16 protein-coding genes and 1 pseudogene are annotated in these 19,961 nt (G+C 40.8%); 14 read left to right on the top strand and 3 right to left on the bottom strand.

Going from position 1 to position 19,961, the window contains the following annotated elements; genetic code table 11:
* Positions 1-42: 42 nt before the first annotated feature.
* Positions 43-681 (bottom strand): MBL fold metallo-hydrolase, encoded by a 639-nt coding sequence (locus tag LRA01S_RS07275; protein WP_061774977.1) that lies wholly within the window; start codon positions 679-681, stop codon positions 43-45.
* Between the two features lie 146 nt (positions 682-827).
* Between LRA01S_RS07275 and LRA01S_RS07270 the strand changes: the two genes are divergently transcribed.
* The 9 genes from LRA01S_RS07270 (at position 828) to LRA01S_RS07230 (ending at position 9,086) form a co-directional block, all read left to right on the top strand.
* The gene (locus LRA01S_RS07270) at positions 828-3,176 is read left to right on the top strand and encodes a helicase C-terminal domain-containing protein (protein ID WP_061774976.1); all 2,349 of its coding nucleotides are present in this window, start codon (positions 828-830) and stop codon (positions 3,174-3,176) included.
* A gap of 24 nt (positions 3,177-3,200) precedes the next feature.
* Positions 3,201-3,608 carry a cell wall elongation regulator TseB-like domain-containing protein gene (locus LRA01S_RS07265; protein WP_061774975.1) on the top strand — a complete coding sequence of 136 codons (408 nt, stop codon included), beginning with the start codon at positions 3,201-3,203 and terminating at the stop codon, positions 3,606-3,608.
* A 176-nt stretch (positions 3,609-3,784) separates the two neighbouring features.
* Positions 3,785-4,963 carry a pyridoxal phosphate-dependent aminotransferase gene (locus tag LRA01S_RS07260; protein ID WP_061774974.1) on the top strand — a complete coding sequence of 393 codons (1,179 nt, stop codon included), beginning with the start codon at positions 3,785-3,787 and terminating at the stop codon, positions 4,961-4,963.
* Between the two features lie 27 nt (positions 4,964-4,990).
* Positions 4,991-5,356 (top strand): VOC family protein, encoded by a 366-nt coding sequence (locus LRA01S_RS07255; RefSeq protein WP_061774973.1) that lies wholly within the window; start codon positions 4,991-4,993, stop codon positions 5,354-5,356.
* Positions 5,357-5,477: 121 nt separating this feature from the next.
* Positions 5,478-6,815 (top strand): asparagine--tRNA ligase, encoded by a 1,338-nt coding sequence (gene asnS / locus LRA01S_RS07250; protein ID WP_061774972.1) that lies wholly within the window; start codon positions 5,478-5,480, stop codon positions 6,813-6,815.
* Positions 6,816-6,830: 15 nt separating this feature from the next.
* A complete protein-coding gene (locus LRA01S_RS07245; protein WP_061774971.1) occupies positions 6,831-7,727 on the top strand; it encodes a polysaccharide deacetylase family protein in 897 nt (298 codons plus the stop codon).
* Positions 7,728-7,848: 121 nt separating this feature from the next.
* The gene (locus LRA01S_RS07240; RefSeq protein WP_061774970.1) at positions 7,849-8,235 is read left to right on the top strand and encodes a RidA family protein; all 387 of its coding nucleotides are present in this window, start codon (positions 7,849-7,851) and stop codon (positions 8,233-8,235) included.
* Positions 8,236-8,397: 162 nt separating this feature from the next.
* The gene (locus LRA01S_RS07235) at positions 8,398-8,709 is read left to right on the top strand and encodes a hypothetical protein (protein WP_061774969.1); all 312 of its coding nucleotides are present in this window, start codon (positions 8,398-8,400) and stop codon (positions 8,707-8,709) included.
* Between the two features lie 5 nt (positions 8,710-8,714).
* Entirely contained in the window at positions 8,715-9,086 is a 372-nt protein-coding gene (locus tag LRA01S_RS07230; protein WP_061774968.1) for a hypothetical protein, read from the top strand.
* Between the two features lie 37 nt (positions 9,087-9,123).
* Here the strand turns inward: LRA01S_RS07230 and LRA01S_RS07225 are convergent, their stop codons facing one another.
* Both LRA01S_RS07225 and thiD read right to left on the bottom strand, forming a co-directional pair.
* Positions 9,124-9,696 carry an ECF transporter S component gene (locus LRA01S_RS07225; protein WP_061774967.1) on the bottom strand — a complete coding sequence of 191 codons (573 nt, stop codon included), beginning with the start codon at positions 9,694-9,696 and terminating at the stop codon, positions 9,124-9,126.
* A 49-nt stretch (positions 9,697-9,745) separates the two neighbouring features.
* Positions 9,746-10,564 (bottom strand): annotated as a pseudogene (thiD, locus tag LRA01S_RS07220) (bifunctional hydroxymethylpyrimidine kinase/phosphomethylpyrimidine kinase).
* A gap of 145 nt (positions 10,565-10,709) precedes the next feature.
* Between thiD and LRA01S_RS07215 the strand changes: the two are divergent.
* The 5 genes from LRA01S_RS07215 to LRA01S_RS07195 all read left to right on the top strand — a co-directional run bounded on the left by LRA01S_RS07215 (position 10,710) and on the right by LRA01S_RS07195 (position 19,787).
* On the top strand, positions 10,710-12,131 hold the full coding sequence (locus LRA01S_RS07215; RefSeq protein ID WP_061774966.1) for an aminotransferase-like domain-containing protein: 1,422 nt from the start codon (positions 10,710-10,712) through the stop codon (positions 12,129-12,131).
* Between the two features lie 113 nt (positions 12,132-12,244).
* Positions 12,245-15,070 carry an excinuclease ABC subunit UvrA gene (gene uvrA, locus LRA01S_RS07210; RefSeq protein ID WP_061774965.1) on the top strand — a complete coding sequence of 942 codons (2,826 nt, stop codon included), beginning with the start codon at positions 12,245-12,247 and terminating at the stop codon, positions 15,068-15,070.
* Positions 15,071-15,180: 110 nt separating this feature from the next.
* Positions 15,181-17,598, top strand: coding sequence for a vWA domain-containing protein (locus LRA01S_RS07205; RefSeq protein WP_061774964.1), 2,418 nt, complete (start codon positions 15,181-15,183; stop codon positions 17,596-17,598).
* Positions 17,588-18,694, top strand: a complete 1,107-nt coding sequence (locus tag LRA01S_RS07200; protein WP_144259891.1) for a DUF6273 domain-containing protein — start codon at positions 17,588-17,590, stop codon at positions 18,692-18,694. The genes LRA01S_RS07205 and LRA01S_RS07200 overlap by 11 nt, the downstream gene beginning before the upstream one ends.
* A complete protein-coding gene (locus LRA01S_RS07195; RefSeq protein ID WP_096824064.1) occupies positions 18,684-19,787 on the top strand; it encodes a DUF6273 domain-containing protein in 1,104 nt (367 codons plus the stop codon). Before LRA01S_RS07200 ends, LRA01S_RS07195 begins: the two co-directional genes overlap by 11 nt.
* Positions 19,788-19,961 lie beyond the last annotated feature (174 nt).

Raw genomic sequence — 19,961 nt, 5'->3', positions numbered from 1 at the left:
ACACATGACTGCGAAATCATGCTCTGTTTTTTACCTAACGTATTAATCTAAGAAAAACGGATTGTGCAGTTTTTCAGCACCAATTCTAGTTTGTGGGCCGTGGCCTGGGAAGACGCGATAGTTGTCAGGCAGTGTGAAAAGTTGGGTCTTGATAGAGGTTTTAAGTGTGTCAATATCCCCTGTATTGAGGTCTGTTCTACCGATTGTACCTGGGAAGAGTGCGTCTCCTGTGAAGACAATTTCTTCTTTCTCAAAAACGAAAGAAACACCACCTTGGGAGTGACCCGGTGTGGCAGGTACAGTGAAGTCAAAGCCACTGATGTGATAAGTTGTGTCTGCTGTGAACGTGTGTTCTGCAGCATTGACCACGACGTTAGGAAGATCATGCTCATGACGCGGTAAGCCTGAGAGGTTAAGCGTTGGCGTATAGAGCCAATCTGCTTCAAGTGGGCTGACGTAGACAGGGGCGCCTGTTGCTTTGCGGACGGCTTCGACGCTCATGATGTGATCGTAGTGGGTGTGCGTCAATAGAATGGCTGCGACAGGTTTTGCGATGTCATTGATGACACTGAGAATTGAATCTGTGTCATTGCCGGGATCGATGACGAGTGTTGCCTCATCGTTGGATAAAAAGTAAGTATTTTCGTAGGCGATTGGGTTGGTTACCATTTTAATGTTCATAGCGACTCCTTTGAGATATACAACGTTAGAATAGAGCAGTAGCAAGTGATTTTTCTTGTTATTGCTTGTTTCCCTCATTATATCAAAAATCATTATATGTTATAATAGATTCAACTTATCTTTTGCATGAATAGAAAACGAAAACTATGACCAAATACGCAGTAGTGGACTTAGAGGCGACAAGCGCTAGCCACACGAGTAAAATTATCCAGATTGGCATTGCCGTGGTTGAAAACGGCAAAATCACACAGACCTATCAGACCGACGTCAACCCCCACGAGGCGCTGGACTACCATATCACCATGTTAACAGGCATCACGACGGCTCAAGCACAAGCCGCGCCTGATTTTTCTGATGTCTTACCTGATGTTGCCGCCATTCTGCGTGACTGCGTTTTTGTCGCACATAATGTCAAATTTGACTACCACCTCCTAGCTCGTACCTTTACACAACATGGCGTCAGCCTTGACATGCCTAGAGTCGACACGGTCGAGCTCGCAAGGGTTTTCTTCCCAACTCTGGAGAAATATGGGCTAGAGACCCTCTCACGTGTTCTGAATTTGCAGCATGATAAACCCCATGAAGCCTTATCAGATGCCTATGCGACAGCGAAACTTTTGATTAAACTTCAAGAGAAAATGCGTCATCTGCCTAAAAATGTCTTGACAGAAATTGAGCAGCACGCTGACAGCATGATTTATGAAACAAGATTAGTCATTACAGAACAATTGCCTGAAGCCAAACGCAAGCACGCTGATATGATTAAAGTTAATCATATTTCAACCTTGAAACCTTATTTTTCAGAAAACAAAAATCTCGTCAAGAAGAATTTTAGGAAAAATTTAAAACTGCTGAACTTAGCCGAACGTCCGCAGCAAAAAGCTTTTGCGGAAGTAGTAAAAGCTCGTTTGGCAGATGAATCAGCTTCCTTCATTGAGGCACCAACAGGTATCGGTAAGACGTATGCTTACCTTCTAACGCTATTAGGTCAAGGCAAAAAGCTGATTTTATCAGTGCCGACTAAAATTTTGCAAGACCAGCTCATGCAGGATTTAGCACCTGTGTTCAAGGCGAAATTTGGTGTCAACTTCGCGAAAGTACTTGGGACGGCTAACTATATCTCGCTTGAAAAATTCAGTAAATTGCTTTACAAAGCAGATGACGGCAAGAACTTTGAAATCTTTAAGATGAAAGTTCTGGTCTGGTTGACTGAAACAAAAACTGGTGAATTAGACGAGTTGAGCCTGACCATGACCAGCCATGCTTACCTAGATAGTATCCGCCATACAGGGACAGTGAGTCCAGGTCAACTCTATTTTGAACAGGATTTTTGGCAGCTCACACAGAAAAAAGCAGAGAATGCCCAGGTTATTGTCATGAACCATGCCTATTTGGCAGAGCGAATTGCTGATCAAACGGCGATGTTTGAAGACAAAGTTTTAGTCGTAGATGAAGCCCAACAGCTCTTTTCTATATTAGAAAATGCCCAGCAAAAATCGGTCAAGCTTCTAGATGAACTGGTAAAAGTTAACCGTCATGCCTCTCAATTACACAGGAGACTACTAGAAAGTCTGACCCATCAACTGTCACGTCGGCAGCTTAATGTTGACAAAATTCGTCTGGACGCCCAAGAACTCGATTTAACGGCTATTACAGATGTCTTAGCAAATCCAGAGGATTTTATCTGGATTCAAAATCATGTCCTCAAGTCCAGTCCGACTGACTTTCTGAACTTTGCAGCCATGATCCCTCAGGCGACAAAAACCTATTTGATTGGGGCTACCTTGGCCATGTCTGAAAAACAGGCTGTTTTTCCAGAGTTGTTAGGTTTTACAGATTATACTTTTGATCGCATGCCACTGGAAAAAATCAATAACCAGCAAGTCTATGTCGCAACCGATAGTGTTGACGTGACCACAGAATCTCCTGAAAACTATGCAAAATTTATCTCAGAACAAGTCCGACAAGTCGCTAAGATCGGCAAGTCAATGGTTGTTTTATTTACCAGTAACGATAGCCTAGCGCTGACAGCGCAGGCTTTAGAAGCAGCGGAAGTTGACTTTCTCCAAGCGGATGTATCAGAAGATGCTAGCCGAATTAAGAAAAAATTTGATGAACGTGATCAGGCCATTCTCCTAGGCAGTAAAAAATTCTGGGAAGGCGTCGATTTTGAACGACAAGATGACTTGATTTTGCTTGTGACAAGATTGCCATTTACAGTGCCTGATGACATTTTAATTCGAAAATATGCCAAGCGCTTTAAAAATCCTTTCTTTGATTTTTCAGTGCCCATGGCAACCTTGCAGCTCAAGCAAGCTCTTGGACGCGTTAACCGTCGAAAAGACCAAAAATCGGTGGTCATCATCCTCGACAAACGCTTGGCTGGCAAAACCTACGCCAAAAAAATGGTTAAGAACTTGCGACAAGCCAGTCGCGTGGACTTTGCCAAGTTAGATGATATCTTGCAAGAAACCAAAAGTTTTTGGAAGGAATGAAAGGCAGTTATGAGAAAAAAAAGAATGACAAAAATAAGCCAAATTTGGATTGGCGTGCTCTTGATTATCCTGTCATTACTAATCGGGACAATCTTCTTCTACATGCAAGCCATGAGTCCTTATAGTCGTGCCAAGTCTGAAGCCATTAGCATTGCTAGGGCAAAGACTCCGGTTAAAAAGGTCACAAACTTTGAAATTACGACGACAACAGACACAACTTATAGTCTCATTGGTCAGGATAGTAAAGGGCAAGCCTTTGGTGTTTTGATGCCTGCTAAGGGAGGCGAGATTAAGGTTGTTAAGCTAGCTGATAACAAAAGTGAGTTGACTGAAAAAACAGCTAGCTTAACGCTTTATAATGGCAAAATCGCTTGGCAAACAAAAGACATGGTTTTATATGCTTTTGATTCAGGTAAGAAACTGAAAGGTTAAGGTCATGTCGCTATGTGACCTAAAATAACATAAAAAATAGTGAAGGGTTAAAACTATCCTTTTATATTTGAGAATAAATTGAGAATATCAACAAGAAGGGCTGATTTTTCAAGGCATTTTTGGTATAATTTTAAGTAATCGAAAAATTTTGCAGAGCAGTTGGGAGAAGATACCTTATGAAATTATCAAGCCTAGTCAACAACTTAGAAGAATCGGTTACACTAGCAGCGTCTGCGCGCGCCAAAGCGTTACAAACGCAAGGCCGTGATATTCTCATGCTCACCATTGGTGAACCTGATTTCACAACACCTGATAATATTGCAGCAGCAGCTAAGGCGGCGATTGATTCAGGAAAAGCAAGCTTCTACACCCAAGCGGGCGGTTTACCTGAGCTCAAAGATGCCGTCGGGACATATTTTGAGAAATATTACGGTTATGGTGTCGCGCGTAACGAAGTTGTCGTGACGACTGGGGCAAAATTTGCCCTCTACGCTTTCTTTGCCAGTGTCCTAGATGCAGGTGATGAGGTTATCATTCCAACACCCTACTGGGTTAGCTATGCAGATCAAGTTAAAATGGTTGGTGGTGTGCCGGTGTTCGCTGTTGGCACTCAAGAAACTGACTTCAAAGTAACAGTAGCTCAGCTTGAAACGCTCAAAACAGATCAAACGCGTGTCTTGCTTCTCAATTCACCATCAAATCCGACGGGTATGATTTATACAGCAGAAGAGTTGCTGGCTATTGGGGACTGGGCGGTTGAAAACGATGTGATCATCCTAGCTGATGATATCTACGGTCGTTTAGTTTATAATGGCCATGACTTTACACCAATCTCTAGCCTTTCAGAAGCCATTAAAAAGCAAACTTTGATTATCAATGGCGTATCAAAAACTTATGCTATGACAGGTTGGCGGATTGGCTTTGCTGTGGGGAATCCTGAGATTATCAGCGCCATGAGTAAAATCGTCAGTCAAACAACTTCTAATCCGTCTGCAGTGGCGCAATACGCAGCCATTGAAGCCTTAACCGGTGACCAAACCGATATTGAAAACATGCGAGCAGAATTTGAGCAACGTTTAAATACGATTTATCCGTTAGTCAATGAAATCCCAGGTTTTGAAGCCATTAAGCCACAAGGCGCATTTTACCTCTTTCCAAAAGTAGCCAAAGCCATGGCTATCAAAGGCTTCACGGATGTCACAGCTTTTTGTGATGATATCTTAGAAGAAACCGGCGTTGCGGTCGTAACAGGTGCAGGTTTTGGTACCAACGACAATCTTCGAATGAGTTATGCGACTGACATGGCAACCTTGGTAGATGCTGTTAATCGACTCAAAACTTATATGGAAGCTTAAAATTAGAAATTCAAAGGGGAATTTAAGATGTTTCAATCAGAATTAGCCATCATGCTTTATGTTGAGAATATCAATGACGCCTTAGCATTTTGGCAAGGGATCGGCTTTGTCGGTCAAAAAATAGATGACAACTCAGCAACAATTAAACCAGCTGCAGATAGTCAAGTTACGTTGAATTTATATGCCAAGGCATTCATCCGAGAAGTCTCACCAGAAGTCGTTGACAACGTGCCTTCACTCATGTTTCAAGCCAATGAGTTTGACGCTTTGCATGCCAAAGTGACAGCGGTAAGTGATGCAGTCGGTGAAATTGTAGAAGCACCAGGCCTAGGTCGAGTCTTTAATTTTGCGGACCCGGATGGTCATTATTATGCAGTTTGTGAAGTAAAATAATTTTAGTTGAGACTTTGAACGGACGATAGTTCGTGAATGACCCTGCTTGGACGGAGCGCTAGCGGAGGTCAAGTTTCAAGCTCTCATGAAATGGAACCGCAGAAAGTAGGAAATAGAAAAAATGGGAAACTTTGTATCAATCATTGACGTTAAAAATTATGTCGATCAAGAAATCACAATTGGCGCTTGGGTAGCCAATAAATCAGGGAAGGGTAAGATTGCTTTCTTACAATTGCGTGATGGGACAGCTTATTTTCAAGCAGTTGCTTTCAAACCAAATTTCATTGAAAAATTTGGCGAAGAAGAAGGCCTTGCTAAGTTTGATATCATCAAACATTTAGCCCAAGAAACTTCGGTGAAAATCACAGGAACTGTTAAGGCTGATGATCGTAGCAAGTTTGGCTACGAACTTGATGTGACAGATATTGAGGTCATTGGTGAGTCAGTTGATTACCCGATTACGCCTAAAGATCACGGGACAGACTTCCTCATGGATAACCGTCACCTGTGGGTGCGTAGTCGTAAGCAACATGCGATTATGCTCGTTCGTAATGAAATCATTCGTGCGACTTATGAGTTTTTCAACGCACGTGGTTTTATCAAGATTGATAGCCCGATTTTAACAGGCTCAGCACCAGAAGGGACGACAGAATTGTTTGAAACTGACTACTTTGGTCAGCCTGCTTTCTTGTCACAAACTGGCCAGCTCTATGCTGAGGCAGGTGCCATGGCTTTTGGTAAAGTCTTTACCTTTGGTCCAACATTCCGTGCTGAAAAATCTAAAACACGTCGTCACTTGACAGAGTTCTGGATGATTGAGCCTGAGATGGCTTTCACGACACATGAAGAATCTCTTGATGTCCAAGAAGCTTACGTGAAACACATCATCAAAGCGGTGGTTAATAATCAAGCTTACGCTTTAAATGAACTTGACCGTGATGTAGCAGTCCTTGAAAAATACATCGAGATACCATTTAAGAAAATCACTTATGATGATGCGGTTGCTTTGCTACAAGAGCATCAGGCTGACAATGATTATGAAAAAATCGAATGGGGAGATGACTTTGGCTCACCGCATGAAACATGGATTTCAAACTATTTCGGTGTTCCGACATTCATCCTCAACTATCCCAAAGCGATCAAAGCCTTCTACATGAAACCACATCCAACACGTGAAGATGTGGTCATCTGTGCTGATTTGCTAGCACCAGAAGGATACGGCGAAATCATCGGTGGTAGCGAACGTGCGACAGACTATGAGTATCTTAAAACCAAATTAGTTGAGTTTGGATTGTCAGAAGAAGAGTACGCTTGGTATCTCGACCTTCGCAAATACGGTAGTGTGCCACACTCAGGATTCGGACTCGGATTAGAACGTGCAGTGACTTGGATCACAGGCAACGAACACATCCGCGAAGCGATTCCGTTTCCACGTCTCCTCCACCGTTTGAAACCTTAAGGGGAATCAATAGCTATGAAAAAAATGTTACAAGTTTTGATTGTAGTCATCCTCCTTGCCTTAGTGGGTACGATTATTTTCAAAATGGTATCTGGAAAATCAGCAAGGCTTGAAAATCGACCAATCAAAGTGACGAAGTCAGTGACCGAAAAGGTCGTTGAAGAGAGCGGTGAAAAAGTTCAGCCGTCAATATCCAGTAAAGAAGAAACCGAAAAGCCAGAGCCAAAATGGGTGAAATCTGATACGCCAATTAAATTTCCGATATTGATGTATCATCATATCGCAGATGTCGTCGGTGGTAATACCTTATTTGTGCCAGCTGATGAGTTCAAAATGGAGATGACTGCGCTAAAGAATGCCGGTTATTATACCTTGAGTCCTGAGGAAGCCTACCGTGTGTTGACGACCAACGAAAAACCTGCAGACAAAATCGTCTGGATAACTTTCGATGATGGGTATAAAAATGCGCACGATACAGCTATGCCTATCTTAACGGAACTTGGTATGAAAGGTAGTTTCTTCATTATCACGGGTATGGTGGGCAATGAGGATAAGATGGCGGATGATGGTTTGTTAGCATTAAAATCTAATCCGCTCATGTCGATTGGTAGTCATACGGTCAATCATCCGGATTTAGAGTACTCAAGTAACGAGGCAGTGAACACTGAGTTAATTGATTCAAAAAAATATTTAGATAATTTATTGCATCAAAATACTTCAGTTATTTGTTATCCTGCTGGGCGCTATAATGCACAAACTGGTGCCCTTGCTGAAGCAGCAGGCTATAAACTTGGGTTAACGACTCATCCAGGACTCGCAAGTAGTGCCGATAGTCTCTTCGCCCTTAATCGTGTGCGCGTGGCCTACGGTCAAAACGAGGCGAGTTTTATGGCTTTGATTGGCAATCAATAAAGAAAAGAAGTCACTGTTCACTGAACAGCGACTTCTTTTATAACTCAAGTTAGCAAAATTTTCTGATAATTTGTTATACTAGAATGAGTATCATATCAAAAAAATATTTGAGGAGAAAACTATGCCGATTAAAACAGTCGCGACAGATCAAGCACCGGGGGCAATTGGTCCTTATGTTCAAGGAAAAATTGTAGGAGATTTTCTTTTTGCATCAGGTCAGATTCCATTGGATCCTGTGACAGGGGAGATCGTTGGTGAAACGATTACTGAGCAAACACAACAAGTGATGAAAAATGTTGGGGCGATTCTAGTAGCGGCCGGTACAGACTTTGATCATGTGGTTAAAACGACTTGTTTCTTGAGTGACATGTCAAATTTTGTTCCTTTTAATGAAGCTTATGCCCAAGCTTTTCAAGTTGAGTTTCCAGCACGTTCTGCTGTCGAAGTTGCCCGATTACCAAAGGATGTCTTGGTTGAAGTCGAAGTCATGGCTTATCTGGGAAAATAATAAGTATCTAAAGTGTCTAAGGACGCTTTTTTTAATATAGTAAAAAATAACATTCGTTTAACTGAGTAAATTCTTGGGTTTTGTTAACGAATAGTGTAAGATAGAAATTGTAACACTATAAAATAGCAAATTGGCAGCGAAAGTTGCCTTAGGAGGATGCAGATGAAGATGAAACCCGTAGCACTTGGTGCTGGTCTATTATTGGCAGCAAGCCTATGCCTTCTTGTGGGGTGTGGTTCAGGCAATAAGAAATCAGAAAGATCAAAAGAATCAAGTTCAAGCAAATCTAGTTTGAGTAAATCAAGCGCCAAACCTAGTTCAAAAACGGATATTAATACTAATGATAATTCTAGTCAGAATTCCGAGGAGGGAACTTCAGGAAATGCTCAAGCTGGTAGTGGTCAGACATCAACAGCCACGCAGGAACTCGCAACACTTCAAACGTCAATACAAGGCAAAATAGCCTTGGTTTAGCTAAAATGGCTAGTCAGACCCCTGGTATGGTAAGTGCTGAGCGACTGAAAACAGAACCGAATTTAACATTTTCAAAAAAAGCAGTCATTTATTCTACAGAGACTGAACGAAATATTCCGGTATTGGATGCAGCTGGTAGGCCACTAGAAGAGTATCGTACTGGGACAAATGCAATCAATAGTATCGAGAATGCTCAACAAGTCAGTTCTGGTTACTGCAATTTGATCATCCAAGATGGTTCATTCATCCAGTATGATGGTAATGGTATTCCAGCGGTTGATCCAACAACGGCTTACCCAAGTTATGCTTATCAAACCTTAACGGCAGATCAAATCCATCTGGCGACGGCTATCAAAAATAAAATTGTAATCAACTAAAAAATGAGCACTCACCAAGTCGATGAGTGCTCATTTTTTATTTTATGACCTTCAAGAGAATGGTTTTCAGTGGCAAATACAAAAGTGTTACTAAAATAATTGTTCCAATTCCATTAATGGCAGTGGCAAGGAGCGAGGTAAAAGCAGCAGCAGCTGCGGGTTCGAAACTAGCGCCAGCAACTAAGGCTCGAATCAAACCTTTTAAAAAATCAGTTAAGAGTTTAACTAAGACTCCTGATGAAACAGCGACGGTGACTAACCAGAGTTTGTCACCAAAAACGCGATATAGCGCTTTATAAACAAGTTGAATGGTTAAAGCAACTAAGACGTTGCCCAGAAAAACAACAGGCATTTCAACGGCATAACCATTAACGATATCAAAAATTGCGAGACCGATGGCGCCTGAAAAGGTGCCGTAACCTAAGCCTAAATAGAGGGCTGCAAGTGCCACGACAGCATTGCCGACGTGGAAAAATGGTGCCCCGATTGGTGCAAAAATCGCAACATGAAGTGACTGAATTGAGACGTAAGCCAGTGCTGCGAAAAGTGCAGCTAAAATAACTTTTTTCGTTTTATTTTGTGTGATAGTGGTCACTGTGTGAGCTGTCATACTCTGAATTTCCTTTCTGTGTTCTTGTGCCGTACATTCGTTTAAAGTCTTATAATGTATATCCTTGATCCCGATACGCACCATGCCAGATATGTCCGAGATATTGATTGAAAGGGTGCCCATTTGTAATGGCGGCATGGACAAAGGCTTTGGCAGTTGTTACGGCTTCCAAAGTTGATTTGCCATTGGCAAGGCCTGCGGTGATGGCAGCTGCAAAGGTACAGCCAGCCCCGTGATTGTTATCAGTATGGACGAGTGGACTTTTGAGATAGTGAAACGCATGACCATCATAGAAGACATCTAGCGCTTCATCCTCTTGATTATCAAAACGGCGACCGCCTTTGATGATCACTGTTTTAGCCCCGAATCCGTGGATAATTGTTGCTGCCTTTTCAATATCTGCGACCGTCTTCAAGTCTCCAAGATCAGACAAAATACCAGCTTCAATCAAGTTTGGCGTCGTCACAGCAGCAACAGGTTAGAGTAGTTCGCGAATGCTGTCAGCATTCTCAGAGAGTAGAATACCAGCTGTTCCTTTGCAAGCTAAAACTGGATCAATGACGATGTTTTTTGGATGGTAATGGTCAATGGCGTCACGGACGACAGCAATCGTCCGAATATCGCCTAACATGCCAGTTTTAAGAGCATCAGGCTTGCCGCCCGCAAAAACAGTCTCAAGTTGCCGCCCAACAACTTCAGGTTCAATCGTTTCGATGTTATGCGACCAATTATCGTTAATATCCATGGTAACAATTGAAGTGATGGCACTCATACCAAAAGTACCGTATTCTTGGAAGGTTTTTAGGTCTGCTTGTAAACCAGCACCACCTGTGGTATCACTTCCAGCGATTGTCAGTGTTTTTTTCATATGCCTGTCCTCTATTTATGATTCATCATGATTCAGTTTGATGTCTGAATTTTCTTACTTGCATTCTATTCTAGCATTTGGTATGCTAAATGAAACAACCAATTGGACTGTTTTTTAACCATCCAATTTAAAGAAAGGCCTGCAAATGAATTGGGATATTGAGAGAGCGCCTAAAATACCGATTTACCAGTTGATTATGAAGCACATTACGCAAAGTATCCAAAATGGTCAATTATTACCTGGTGAAAAATTACCCTCTGAACGGAAATTGGCAACTTTGATCGGTGTCAATCGCTCAACGATTGTTCGGGTCATGTCAGAACTCGAAGCTAAAGGGATTATCAAGCGCCAACAAGGGAGCGGAACTGTAGTCAATGATGATAGATGGGGGCTAAGTCAGGAACCAATCGTCGACTGGCACCAGTTAATCCAAACGCAGCAACCAGATGAACATCGCCGTTTACAAGATAAGATCAAGGCGAGATTACATGATGATACGGTGATTGATGCCTATACGGGGGAGTTACCCCTTGATTTGGTTCCAGCTTTTGCTCTACCCCAGTCAAATTGGCGGGACTTCATAGAAGCCGATAAAAATCAAGATGACCTAGGTTACTTTCCACTCCGCCAAGCTATCTCAACTCTAGTGGCTCAAGATTATCAGTTTACTTTACCAGTTGAGCACCTAATGATTACTTCTGGTGGACATCAGGCGATTTTCTTAATTGTTCAAGCTTTACTCAATAGTGGGGATGCAGTTGCGATTTGTCAGCCGTCATTTTTGTATGCCTTGAAATTGTTTCAAACAGCGGGCATTCGCCTCTATGGCGTGCCAATGGATGATCAGGGGATGCGTTTGGATCTACTTGAGACGGAGATATTAAAGCACCGAGTCAAGCTGGTCATGCTCAATCCAACCTTTCAAAATCCAACTGGTACAACCATGTCTTTAGCACGTCGAAAGGCATTAATTAAATTATGTCAGACTTACAAGATTCCGATTATCGAAGACGATGCTTTTGGCCTGCTACCATTTGACAAGCGCCAAAATTTACCACCATTGAAAAAACTAGACCCGCAAAATGTCATCTACATCGGCTCTTTATCTAAAATCATTGGCTCAACGACAAAAATTGGCTGGATCAGCGCGCCGCCGGCAGTGCTAGAAAAGCTATCAATTGCACGACAAGACTTGGATTTGACACTCAGTATTTTTCCGCAAGTTTTGGCCAATTATGCCTTGTCAGATATAACCTTTCAGGAAAAACTTGCTAGTTTGCGTGCCAAAATCAGCGCTAGAATGACTTATTTCTTCGACTTAATCGGTCATGATATCACATGCCATCGACCTGCTGGCGGCTTTTACGTCTGGCTGAAATTGTCGACAGACACGCTGACGAAAAAACAGATGGATGCCTTTTTAGGGGTAGGGATTTTGTGTCTACCAAGCTTTATATTTGGGGATAAAACGCCTGCCATACGTCTCAATATCGCCCGTCTCAACTTCGAGGAGATCACCCGATTGGTTGAGACATTACAAGATCTGAAACAGACAGGGCTCTGTTAGGCAGGCAATTCAAATTTATCATAATTGATTCTTAAAATGTTATAATAGAGGTAGTTAACAGTCGCTTTTGAGACAAAAAGTGATTCAAAATAGCATGCGTGAAAGAGGCTAACTTGGCACAAGAAAACATCGTAATTCATGGCGCTCGCGCCCATAACTTAAAAAATATTGACGTCACGATTCCGCGGGACAAATTAGTCGTGATGACCGGATTATCAGGGTCAGGGAAATCATCGCTGGCTTTTGATACACTCTACGCTGAAGGTCAGAGACGCTACGTCGAGAGTCTCTCGGCGTACGCCCGTCAGTTCCTTGGGAACATGGATAAGCCAGATGTTGATAGTATCGACGGCTTATCGCCTGCGATTTCGATTGACCAGAAGACGACTTCTAAGAATCCACGCTCAACGGTTGGCACGGTAACAGAAATTCATGACTATCTGCGTCTGCTTTATGCACGGATTGGTACACCCTACTGTGTTAACGGTCATGGTAAAATTACAGCACAGTCTGTCGAAGAAATTGTCGACAGTGTTTTAGTCTTGCCTGAAAAGCAACGGCTCCAGATTTTAGCACCCATTGTCCGAGCAAAAAAAGGCCAACATAAGAAGATTTTCGAGAAAATCCAAAAGGACGGCTATGTCCGTGTACGGGTTAATGGTGAAGTTTATGATGTGTCTGAAGCGCCTGAGCTGGAGAAGAATAAGAAGCATGATATTGACATCGTGATTGACCGAATTGTACTTAAGGACGGGATTCGTGGGCGTCTGTTTGACTCGGTTGAGGCAGCTTTACGTCAGGGTGATGGCTATGTCAAAATCGATACTATGGATGGCAATGAGCTCTTGTTCAGTGAATATTATGCCTGTCCGATTTGTGGTTTTTCTGTGCCTGAGCTTGAACCGCGTTTGTTCTCGTTTAATGCGCCACAAGGTGCGTGTTCCGACTGTGATGGGCTTGGCATGCGTCTGGAGGTTGACCTTGATTTGGTCGTGCCAGATAGGACGAAGACGATCCGTGAGGGTGCGGTTGTGCCGTGGTATTCAGGCACTTCAACCTATTATCCAGCTGTTTTAGAGCAGGCCATGACGGCTTTTAAGGTTGATTTGGATACGCCTTTTGAGCAACTATCAGAAGATGATAAAAACTTGATTTTTTATGGGTCAGGCGACAAGCTATTCCATTTTTATCACGAGGGAGATTTTGGTCTACGTGATTTGGACATGGCTTTTGTTGGGATTGTACCCAATATTTTCAGACGTTACGAAACGGGTTCTGATAGTACGAAAACACAAATGCGAGCTTATATGAATGCCTTGCCGTGTCAAACTTGCCATGGCAAGCGTTTGAACGAACAGGCCTTGTCTGTGAAGTTGAATGGTGAATCAGGCTATGATATTGCTGACTTGTCTAATTTGCCGATTGGTGAGCATTTGGCGCTGATTCATGCATTGACTCTATCAGAAAATGAAGAGATGATCGCCCGTCCGATTGTTAAAGAAGTGGGCGATCGCTTGAGCTTTTTGAAAAATGTCGGCTTGGACTATTTGACCCTGTCTCGTAATTCTGGGACTTTATCAGGGGGTGAAAGTCAACGGATTCGCTTGGCGACGCAGATTGGGTCAAACTTATCTGGTGTGCTTTATATCTTAGATGAGCCGTCGATTGGTTTGCATCAGCGTGATAACGATCGCTTGATCGAGTCCTTGAAAAAAATGCGTGACTTAGGGAATACGCTGATCGTCGTGGAACATGATGAAGATACCATGATGGCAGCAGATTACCTGATTGACATTGGGCCAGGTGCGGGTGATCTGGGTGGTGAAATTATCGCTGCTGGCACACCGAAACAAGTCGCTAAAAATAAAAAATCAATTACCGGTCAATATCTGTCTGGTAAGCGAAAAATCCCAGTACCCGCAGTTCGCAGGCCACTGGATTTAGAGAAAGCTGTCATCATTAAAGGCGCAGCAGAAAATAATCTCCAAAACTTAGACGTTGCCTTTCCTTTAGGTGTGATGACAGCAGTAACTGGCGTTTCTGGTTCTGGTAAATCAACCTTAGTCAATGCCATTCTTAAAAAAGCTTTGGCGCAAAAACTCAATCATAACAGTGATAAGCCTGGTAAATATAAGTCAATTTCAGGTTATGAAAAAATTGAGCGCTTGATCGATATTGACCAAAGCCCAATCGGACGTACACCACGTTCTAACCCCGCGACTTACACATCAGTTTTTGATGATATTCGAGATCTTTTTGCTAATACCAATGAAGCCAAGATTCGTGGTTATAAAAAAGGTCGCTTCTCCTTTAATGTCAAAGGTGGGCGTTGTGAAGCCTGCTCTGGTGATGGGATTATCAAAATTGAAATGCACTTTTTGCCAGATGTTTATGTGCCCTGTGAAATTTGTCATGGTAGACGTTACAACTCGGAGACTTTAGAGGTGCACTATAAAGAGAAAAATATCTCAGAGGTGCTTGAGATGCGCGTGTCTGATGCGGTTGACTTCTTCAAACACATTCCAAAGATTGAACGGAAACTACAAACGATTGTCGATGTCGGATTAGGCTATGCCACCTTAGGACAGCCTGCCACGACACTCTCAGGCGGTGAAGCCCAACGGATGAAACTGGCAAGTGAGCTGCAAAAACGCTCGACTGGTAAGTCTTTCTATATCCTTGATGAGCCAACAACTGGTTTACATACTGAGGATATCGCCACCTTGCTTGAAGTCTTGAATCGTTTAGTTGAGCAAGGCAATACGATTGTGGTCATTGAGCATAACCTAGATGTCATTAAGACGGCTGATCATATCATTGACTTAGGGCCTGAAGGTGGTATTGGTGGGGGCACGATTTTAGCAGTCGGTACACCAGAAGAAGTGGCTGAAGTTGACGCGTCTTATACGGGAAAATATTTGAAAGAAAAATTAATTTAAGAAGTTGAAAGTAGTTTTCATTTTGAAAGCTACTTTTTTTGTATCAATTTTTAAAAATTTTTTGCAACATTTAAGCTTTATTTACGTATAAGGAAGTGGAGGTGAATAAAATGAAAACATTACTAACACTTATTTTCACAGGGATATTATTTTTTATTTCTGTCACAACGACTGCTGCACTTGATGTCGCTAACAATGAACTGCTAAATCAAAAACATGAGCAAGTCCTAAAGATGAAGTTAGTTGATGATGATCTAACTATCTTTTTAGTTGACACATCAGGGAATATGAAAAATGCAGATAAACAAATGACGATAGATTTGATCAATCGTTTTGCACAAGAAAGTGGGCAAGCCAAAATTGCTGTCATGAGCTATGGTAATGACAGTCAAATCCTTGTTGAGCCGACAACAGACAGAGATCTAATACGTGAAAAATTAGCTAATCTATCAACAGGAGGTGAAAGAAATTTAACAGCTGGCTTGAAAGCAGCTGAAACGCTAGCTAAACAACAGTCTAATCTCAAAGCCAATCTATTCATTATCGCTGATAATGCACCGACAACAGGAGATACTCTCAAAAAGGGTATCTATAACAGTAAGGATAGTCACAGTTATAAATACGCTAATGCAGCGCATGAATACGCCAATAAATTAAAAAGTTCAAATATCGCCATCAGAGCATTGGTGTATTTGTCACGAGTTCCTGATTCTAGAAGAGATCATACACAACAATTTTTTGAAAATATTCAAACGCATGGTTTTTTTGACTTAACTCTGAATCATAATCTTGACTTTTTGTTTGAACACAAGCGCCCTGATGCAACGCTTCTAACGGGTCAATTTAATTATGGTGTTCAAATTGGTAATCGGGATGGACAGACACAGTTTCATTACTCTGATGACTATTTCAAGGAACCAAGGGGTACTTATCAAAATGACTCCTCAACGTATAATCCTAGTTTAGCCACGATGTCTTTAAATTTGGAGTTATCAGCTTGGGCCAGCCCAACTAAAAATGATTATTTAGTAAAGAGTGACAATGCCAAAAAATTGCTTGGAAAATTGGGCTTTGAACATTTCGAAGCAAATGATGGCTTTAAAGTGAAACCGACCAAAGATTCAATTGGTGCAGTCGCAGCAGAGAAAAAACTCACAATTGATAAAGAAGATTATACGCTTATTGCACTTGCTATCCGTGGTGGCGGATATGAAGCGGAGTGGGCAAGTAATGTCACGATGGGGAAAACAGGCCAACATCAAGGCTTTGAAAAGGCCAGTCAAGACGTTTTAGATTTTTTGGATACATATATCAAGAAAAACAAAATCAAGGGAAAAGTAAAGCTTTGGCTGACAGGCTATAGTCGTGGTGCAGCAACAGCAAATTTGATTGTAGGAGAGTTAAATAATGGCAGAAAATTGCCACAAGTGACACTAGCATCTTCAGACTTATATGCTTTTTGCTTTGAACCACCAGCAGGAGCGCTAGAAAATTCAGGAGTAAAAGATGCGAAACATAATAATATCGTAAACATTGTTAATTTGAATGATGTTGTCACGAAAGTTGCACCCAACGCTAGCAAATTCGAATTTTCGAGATATGGAGATGATACTGAGTTACCAACGAAGGAAAAAATTGGAAATAGCCGATATTATTTGTTGCGTGATCGGATGCTTCGAGAACTTGAAAAAATTGAGACTCAAAAAGGTTATATCATTGATGATTTCAAATGGAAAAAAATAGGTTTGAATATTAATCTATCAAGTATAAAGTTTATTGTTACTGATAATAATCGGAAGCATATTTTAAATGAATATTTAGAAAAAATTATTGAAACTTTCGCAATAGAAGAATTGCTCAATCGAGATTACTATGTGACTAATCATCAAAATAGTATGCGTGAAATGGCCGCTGCATTATTAGGTGACTCAGACAATAAAAATGACGTAAAAATCCTTGAAATTATTAAAATTCTAGTAGATTTAAAAGCAACTACTGAAGGAGGAGTTTTTGATAGATTATTACTAGAGAAATTAGGAATAAGCTTAGGAATTGATAAGGATAATACAGAGTTAAGTAGTACAGCTCTTGAACTCATTGGGGAGTTTATGATTAAACATCCAAATTTAGGGATCACGTTGCTTGCTAACGGTAATATCATAAATTCTGCTCATCAACCAGAACTTTGTCTTGCCTGGCTACGCTCCCAAGATAAAAATTATACAGATCCAATCCCAATCGTCCAAAATCGAACGCATAATAAAAATACTTCAGAAAAGAAAACTTACTATAAAACTAATGTGAAAGTTGAGGGAGAAAAATTTGGTACGATTTTAGGTGGTGGACTCACATTGGAAAATGATAAAGCAGAGCTTTATGCCATACCTAATGAAAAGGGTCAATTTGATGGTTGGTATAAAGATGGTGTATTAATTTCAAAAGAATTAGAATGTGACTATACAGTGATAGCAGAAAGTAACTTAGTTGCTAAATTCTCTGCAAAAAATGGAGCTGAAAATGAAAAATAATAGCATCTTTATTTTCATCTTTTTGATTTTAGGCATAAGTTCTCTGTATGTGTTTATTGTTAAACTACCAACTTTGATCCCGCCTAAAACACCTCAAACATTGAAAGACCTGGCATATGATCGTGATAAACGACTAGGGTATACTGTTTACATTCCTGAAAATGGGAAGCTAGAGCCCTACTTGGTCTTAACCCAAAATTATTATGGTCAAGGTAATGTTTTGTTAATACGGAAGTATTTGGTTGAAGCAGCAATACCACATAATGAAGCGCATGTAAATTCTTATTATGCAGCCAGTATTCCAGATCGATTTATGAATGAGCTTTTTATTCAAGAATTTCCGAAGGTGTTGCAATATCAGATTGCAAAGACAACAATTAATATAACTGATAAAAAATCAGTACTATCCCATAAAAAGTCAGAAAAAATAAATAGAAAAATATTTACACTACTAGAAAAAGAATTAGGCGATGCAGACTTTGTCGTAAGTGATGAAGAAATATTGAAATATTTTAGAGAAGACAAATTTAATCGAGCGATTGCATCTAAAAAAAATGGTGTACATGGTTTATGGTGGCTACGAGGAGGAGACTATCATAGAAGATTGGATTATGCCTCTGTCGTTATGGACAATGGCTATGTTGATTATGCAAATGTCATGAGCCCGATGTACTTACGCCCTAGCTTTTGCCTCTCTCCAGATACCAAGATTGCCAAAGAAAAGATCAAAGGTCAAGAGCTTTATGTTTTAAAAGAATTTCAAGCTCAAAACTATCCTCGAGCTGATCTTATGGCTGAAGACATCGGCTTAACGGGGCATGATCTAGAAAGATACTACGAAAAATATCTCTATTACGGCATGGAAGTTGATATTAAGAACCCACAGTATGGTGGTGTTCTGAGTGATAGTCTGACGGCGCCTCAAGGAGGAAGTGTACAAATGCGAGCCAAAACCTTTTCAGATGGTCAGTTTGACGGTTGGTACATGAGAGATAAGTTGATTTCTCGTGAGCAGACTTTAACTTATCAACTCATGCAAAATGAAAAGGTAGTTGCTAAATTCTCTGCAAGTAATGGAGCTGAAAATGAAAATTAAAAGAATCCTTATTTTTATCTTTCTGATTTTAGGCTTAAGTTCAATGATTATGTTGCTCATCAAGCAACCAAATTTGATTCCGCCTAAAGCCCCAAAAACTTTAAAAGACTTGGCATATGATAGTGATAAGCGGCTAGGGTATACCATTTACATTCCTGAAAATGGTAAGCTAGAACCCTACTTAGTCTTAACAAAAAATTATTATAAGCAAGGTAATGTTTTGTTAATACGGAAGTATGTGTTGGAGGTACCTTTACCACATAATAAAAAAAATGCGAGTTCATACTATGCTGGTGGTATTCCAGATAGGTTTATTAGCGAGGTTTTTATTAATGAATTTCCTTCGAAATTGAGAGCTCAAATAGTTGAAACATCAGTAAATATCCGCGCAGAGGATGTGGTACAGGTAGGTGATAAAGTAGAGAAAATTAAACGGAAGCTGTTTTTATTACTTGAAAAAGAACTCGGTCTAGCCTATTTTGCCACGAGTGATGAACAAGAGATTAAGTATTTCACTGATGAGAGATACGATAGGGCAATTGCCAGAACCAAAGATAATACGGCTAGAGTCTGGTGGTTAAGAGGAGCAAGGGATCATGGTTTTTCAAATTTGGCAAGATCAGTGACGGATTATGTTGGTATAGGCGCTTCGGCTGTTAAGGATTCTTATTATTTACGACCTAGTTTCTGTTTGGCCCCAAGTACTAAAATTGTCAAGGAAAGAATTGACGGTCAATATCTTTATGTATTAAAAGATTTTCAAAATGCTAACCTCTCACGTGTCCCACTATTGGCTGAAGATATTGGTTTAACAGGACAGGCGCTAGAAAAAAATTACGAAGAACACCTTTATTGTAGTTTAAAAATTGAAATTGAAAATCCTGAGTATGGTAGCGTTTTAAGTGATAGTCTAACGGTACATTATGGCGATGTTAGTCAGCTACGCGCAGTAACTTATCCAAATAGTCAGTTTGACGGTTGGTATTTAAGAGAAAGGCTGATCTCTAGGGACAGAAATTTAAACTACGAGGTGCTAAATGGGGATACATTAACAGCCAAATTTTCTAAAAAAGAAACAGTTCTAATAGAATAGGAACATGACAAGGGGGTTAAAGCCTTTTGGTCAGTGGTTGATGATTTGTCACAAACTCTCATTTTTAGGGTTTATCTGATATTCAAGAAAAATCAAATTTAGCAAGGGTTTATCAATATGTCAAGGGTATTTGACATATGAAAAAAAGGAAAATTTTAATCTAAAAAAACTCAA

The organism is Pseudolactococcus raffinolactis NBRC 100932 (assembly GCF_001591765.1).
Taxonomy (GTDB): Bacteria; Bacillota; Bacilli; order Lactobacillales; family Streptococcaceae; genus Pseudolactococcus; species Pseudolactococcus raffinolactis.
This window is presented reverse-complemented; position numbering and strand designations above follow the sequence as displayed.

Excerpts from the sequence above, each read along its gene's own strand:
- asnS (WP_061774972.1), top strand. The coding sequence starts at position 5,478 with ATGGGAAACTTTGTATCAATCATTGACGTTAAAAATTATGTCGATCAA.
- LRA01S_RS07255 (WP_061774973.1), top strand. The coding sequence starts at position 4,991 with ATGTTTCAATCAGAATTAGCCATCATGCTTTATGTTGAGAATATCAAT.
- LRA01S_RS07275 (WP_061774977.1), bottom strand. The coding sequence starts at position 681 with ATGAACATTAAAATGGTAACCAACCCAATCGCCTACGAAAATACTTAC.
- LRA01S_RS07270 (WP_061774976.1), top strand. The coding sequence starts at position 828 with ATGACCAAATACGCAGTAGTGGACTTAGAGGCGACAAGCGCTAGCCAC.
- LRA01S_RS07230 (WP_061774968.1), top strand. The coding sequence starts at position 8,715 with ATGGCTAGTCAGACCCCTGGTATGGTAAGTGCTGAGCGACTGAAAACA.
- LRA01S_RS07235 (WP_061774969.1), top strand. The coding sequence starts at position 8,398 with ATGAAGATGAAACCCGTAGCACTTGGTGCTGGTCTATTATTGGCAGCA.
- LRA01S_RS07245 (WP_061774971.1), top strand. The coding sequence starts at position 6,831 with ATGAAAAAAATGTTACAAGTTTTGATTGTAGTCATCCTCCTTGCCTTA.
- LRA01S_RS07225 (WP_061774967.1), bottom strand. The coding sequence starts at position 9,696 with ATGACAGCTCACACAGTGACCACTATCACACAAAATAAAACGAAAAAA.
- LRA01S_RS07265 (WP_061774975.1), top strand. The coding sequence starts at position 3,201 with ATGACAAAAATAAGCCAAATTTGGATTGGCGTGCTCTTGATTATCCTG.
- LRA01S_RS07240 (WP_061774970.1), top strand. The coding sequence starts at position 7,849 with ATGCCGATTAAAACAGTCGCGACAGATCAAGCACCGGGGGCAATTGGT.
- LRA01S_RS07195 (WP_096824064.1), top strand. The coding sequence starts at position 18,684 with ATGAAAATTAAAAGAATCCTTATTTTTATCTTTCTGATTTTAGGCTTA.
- LRA01S_RS07205 (WP_061774964.1), top strand. The coding sequence starts at position 15,181 with ATGAAAACATTACTAACACTTATTTTCACAGGGATATTATTTTTTATT.
- LRA01S_RS07215 (WP_061774966.1), top strand. The coding sequence starts at position 10,710 with ATGAATTGGGATATTGAGAGAGCGCCTAAAATACCGATTTACCAGTTG.
- LRA01S_RS07200 (WP_144259891.1), top strand. The coding sequence starts at position 17,588 with ATGAAAAATAATAGCATCTTTATTTTCATCTTTTTGATTTTAGGCATA.
- LRA01S_RS07260 (WP_061774974.1), top strand. The coding sequence starts at position 3,785 with ATGAAATTATCAAGCCTAGTCAACAACTTAGAAGAATCGGTTACACTA.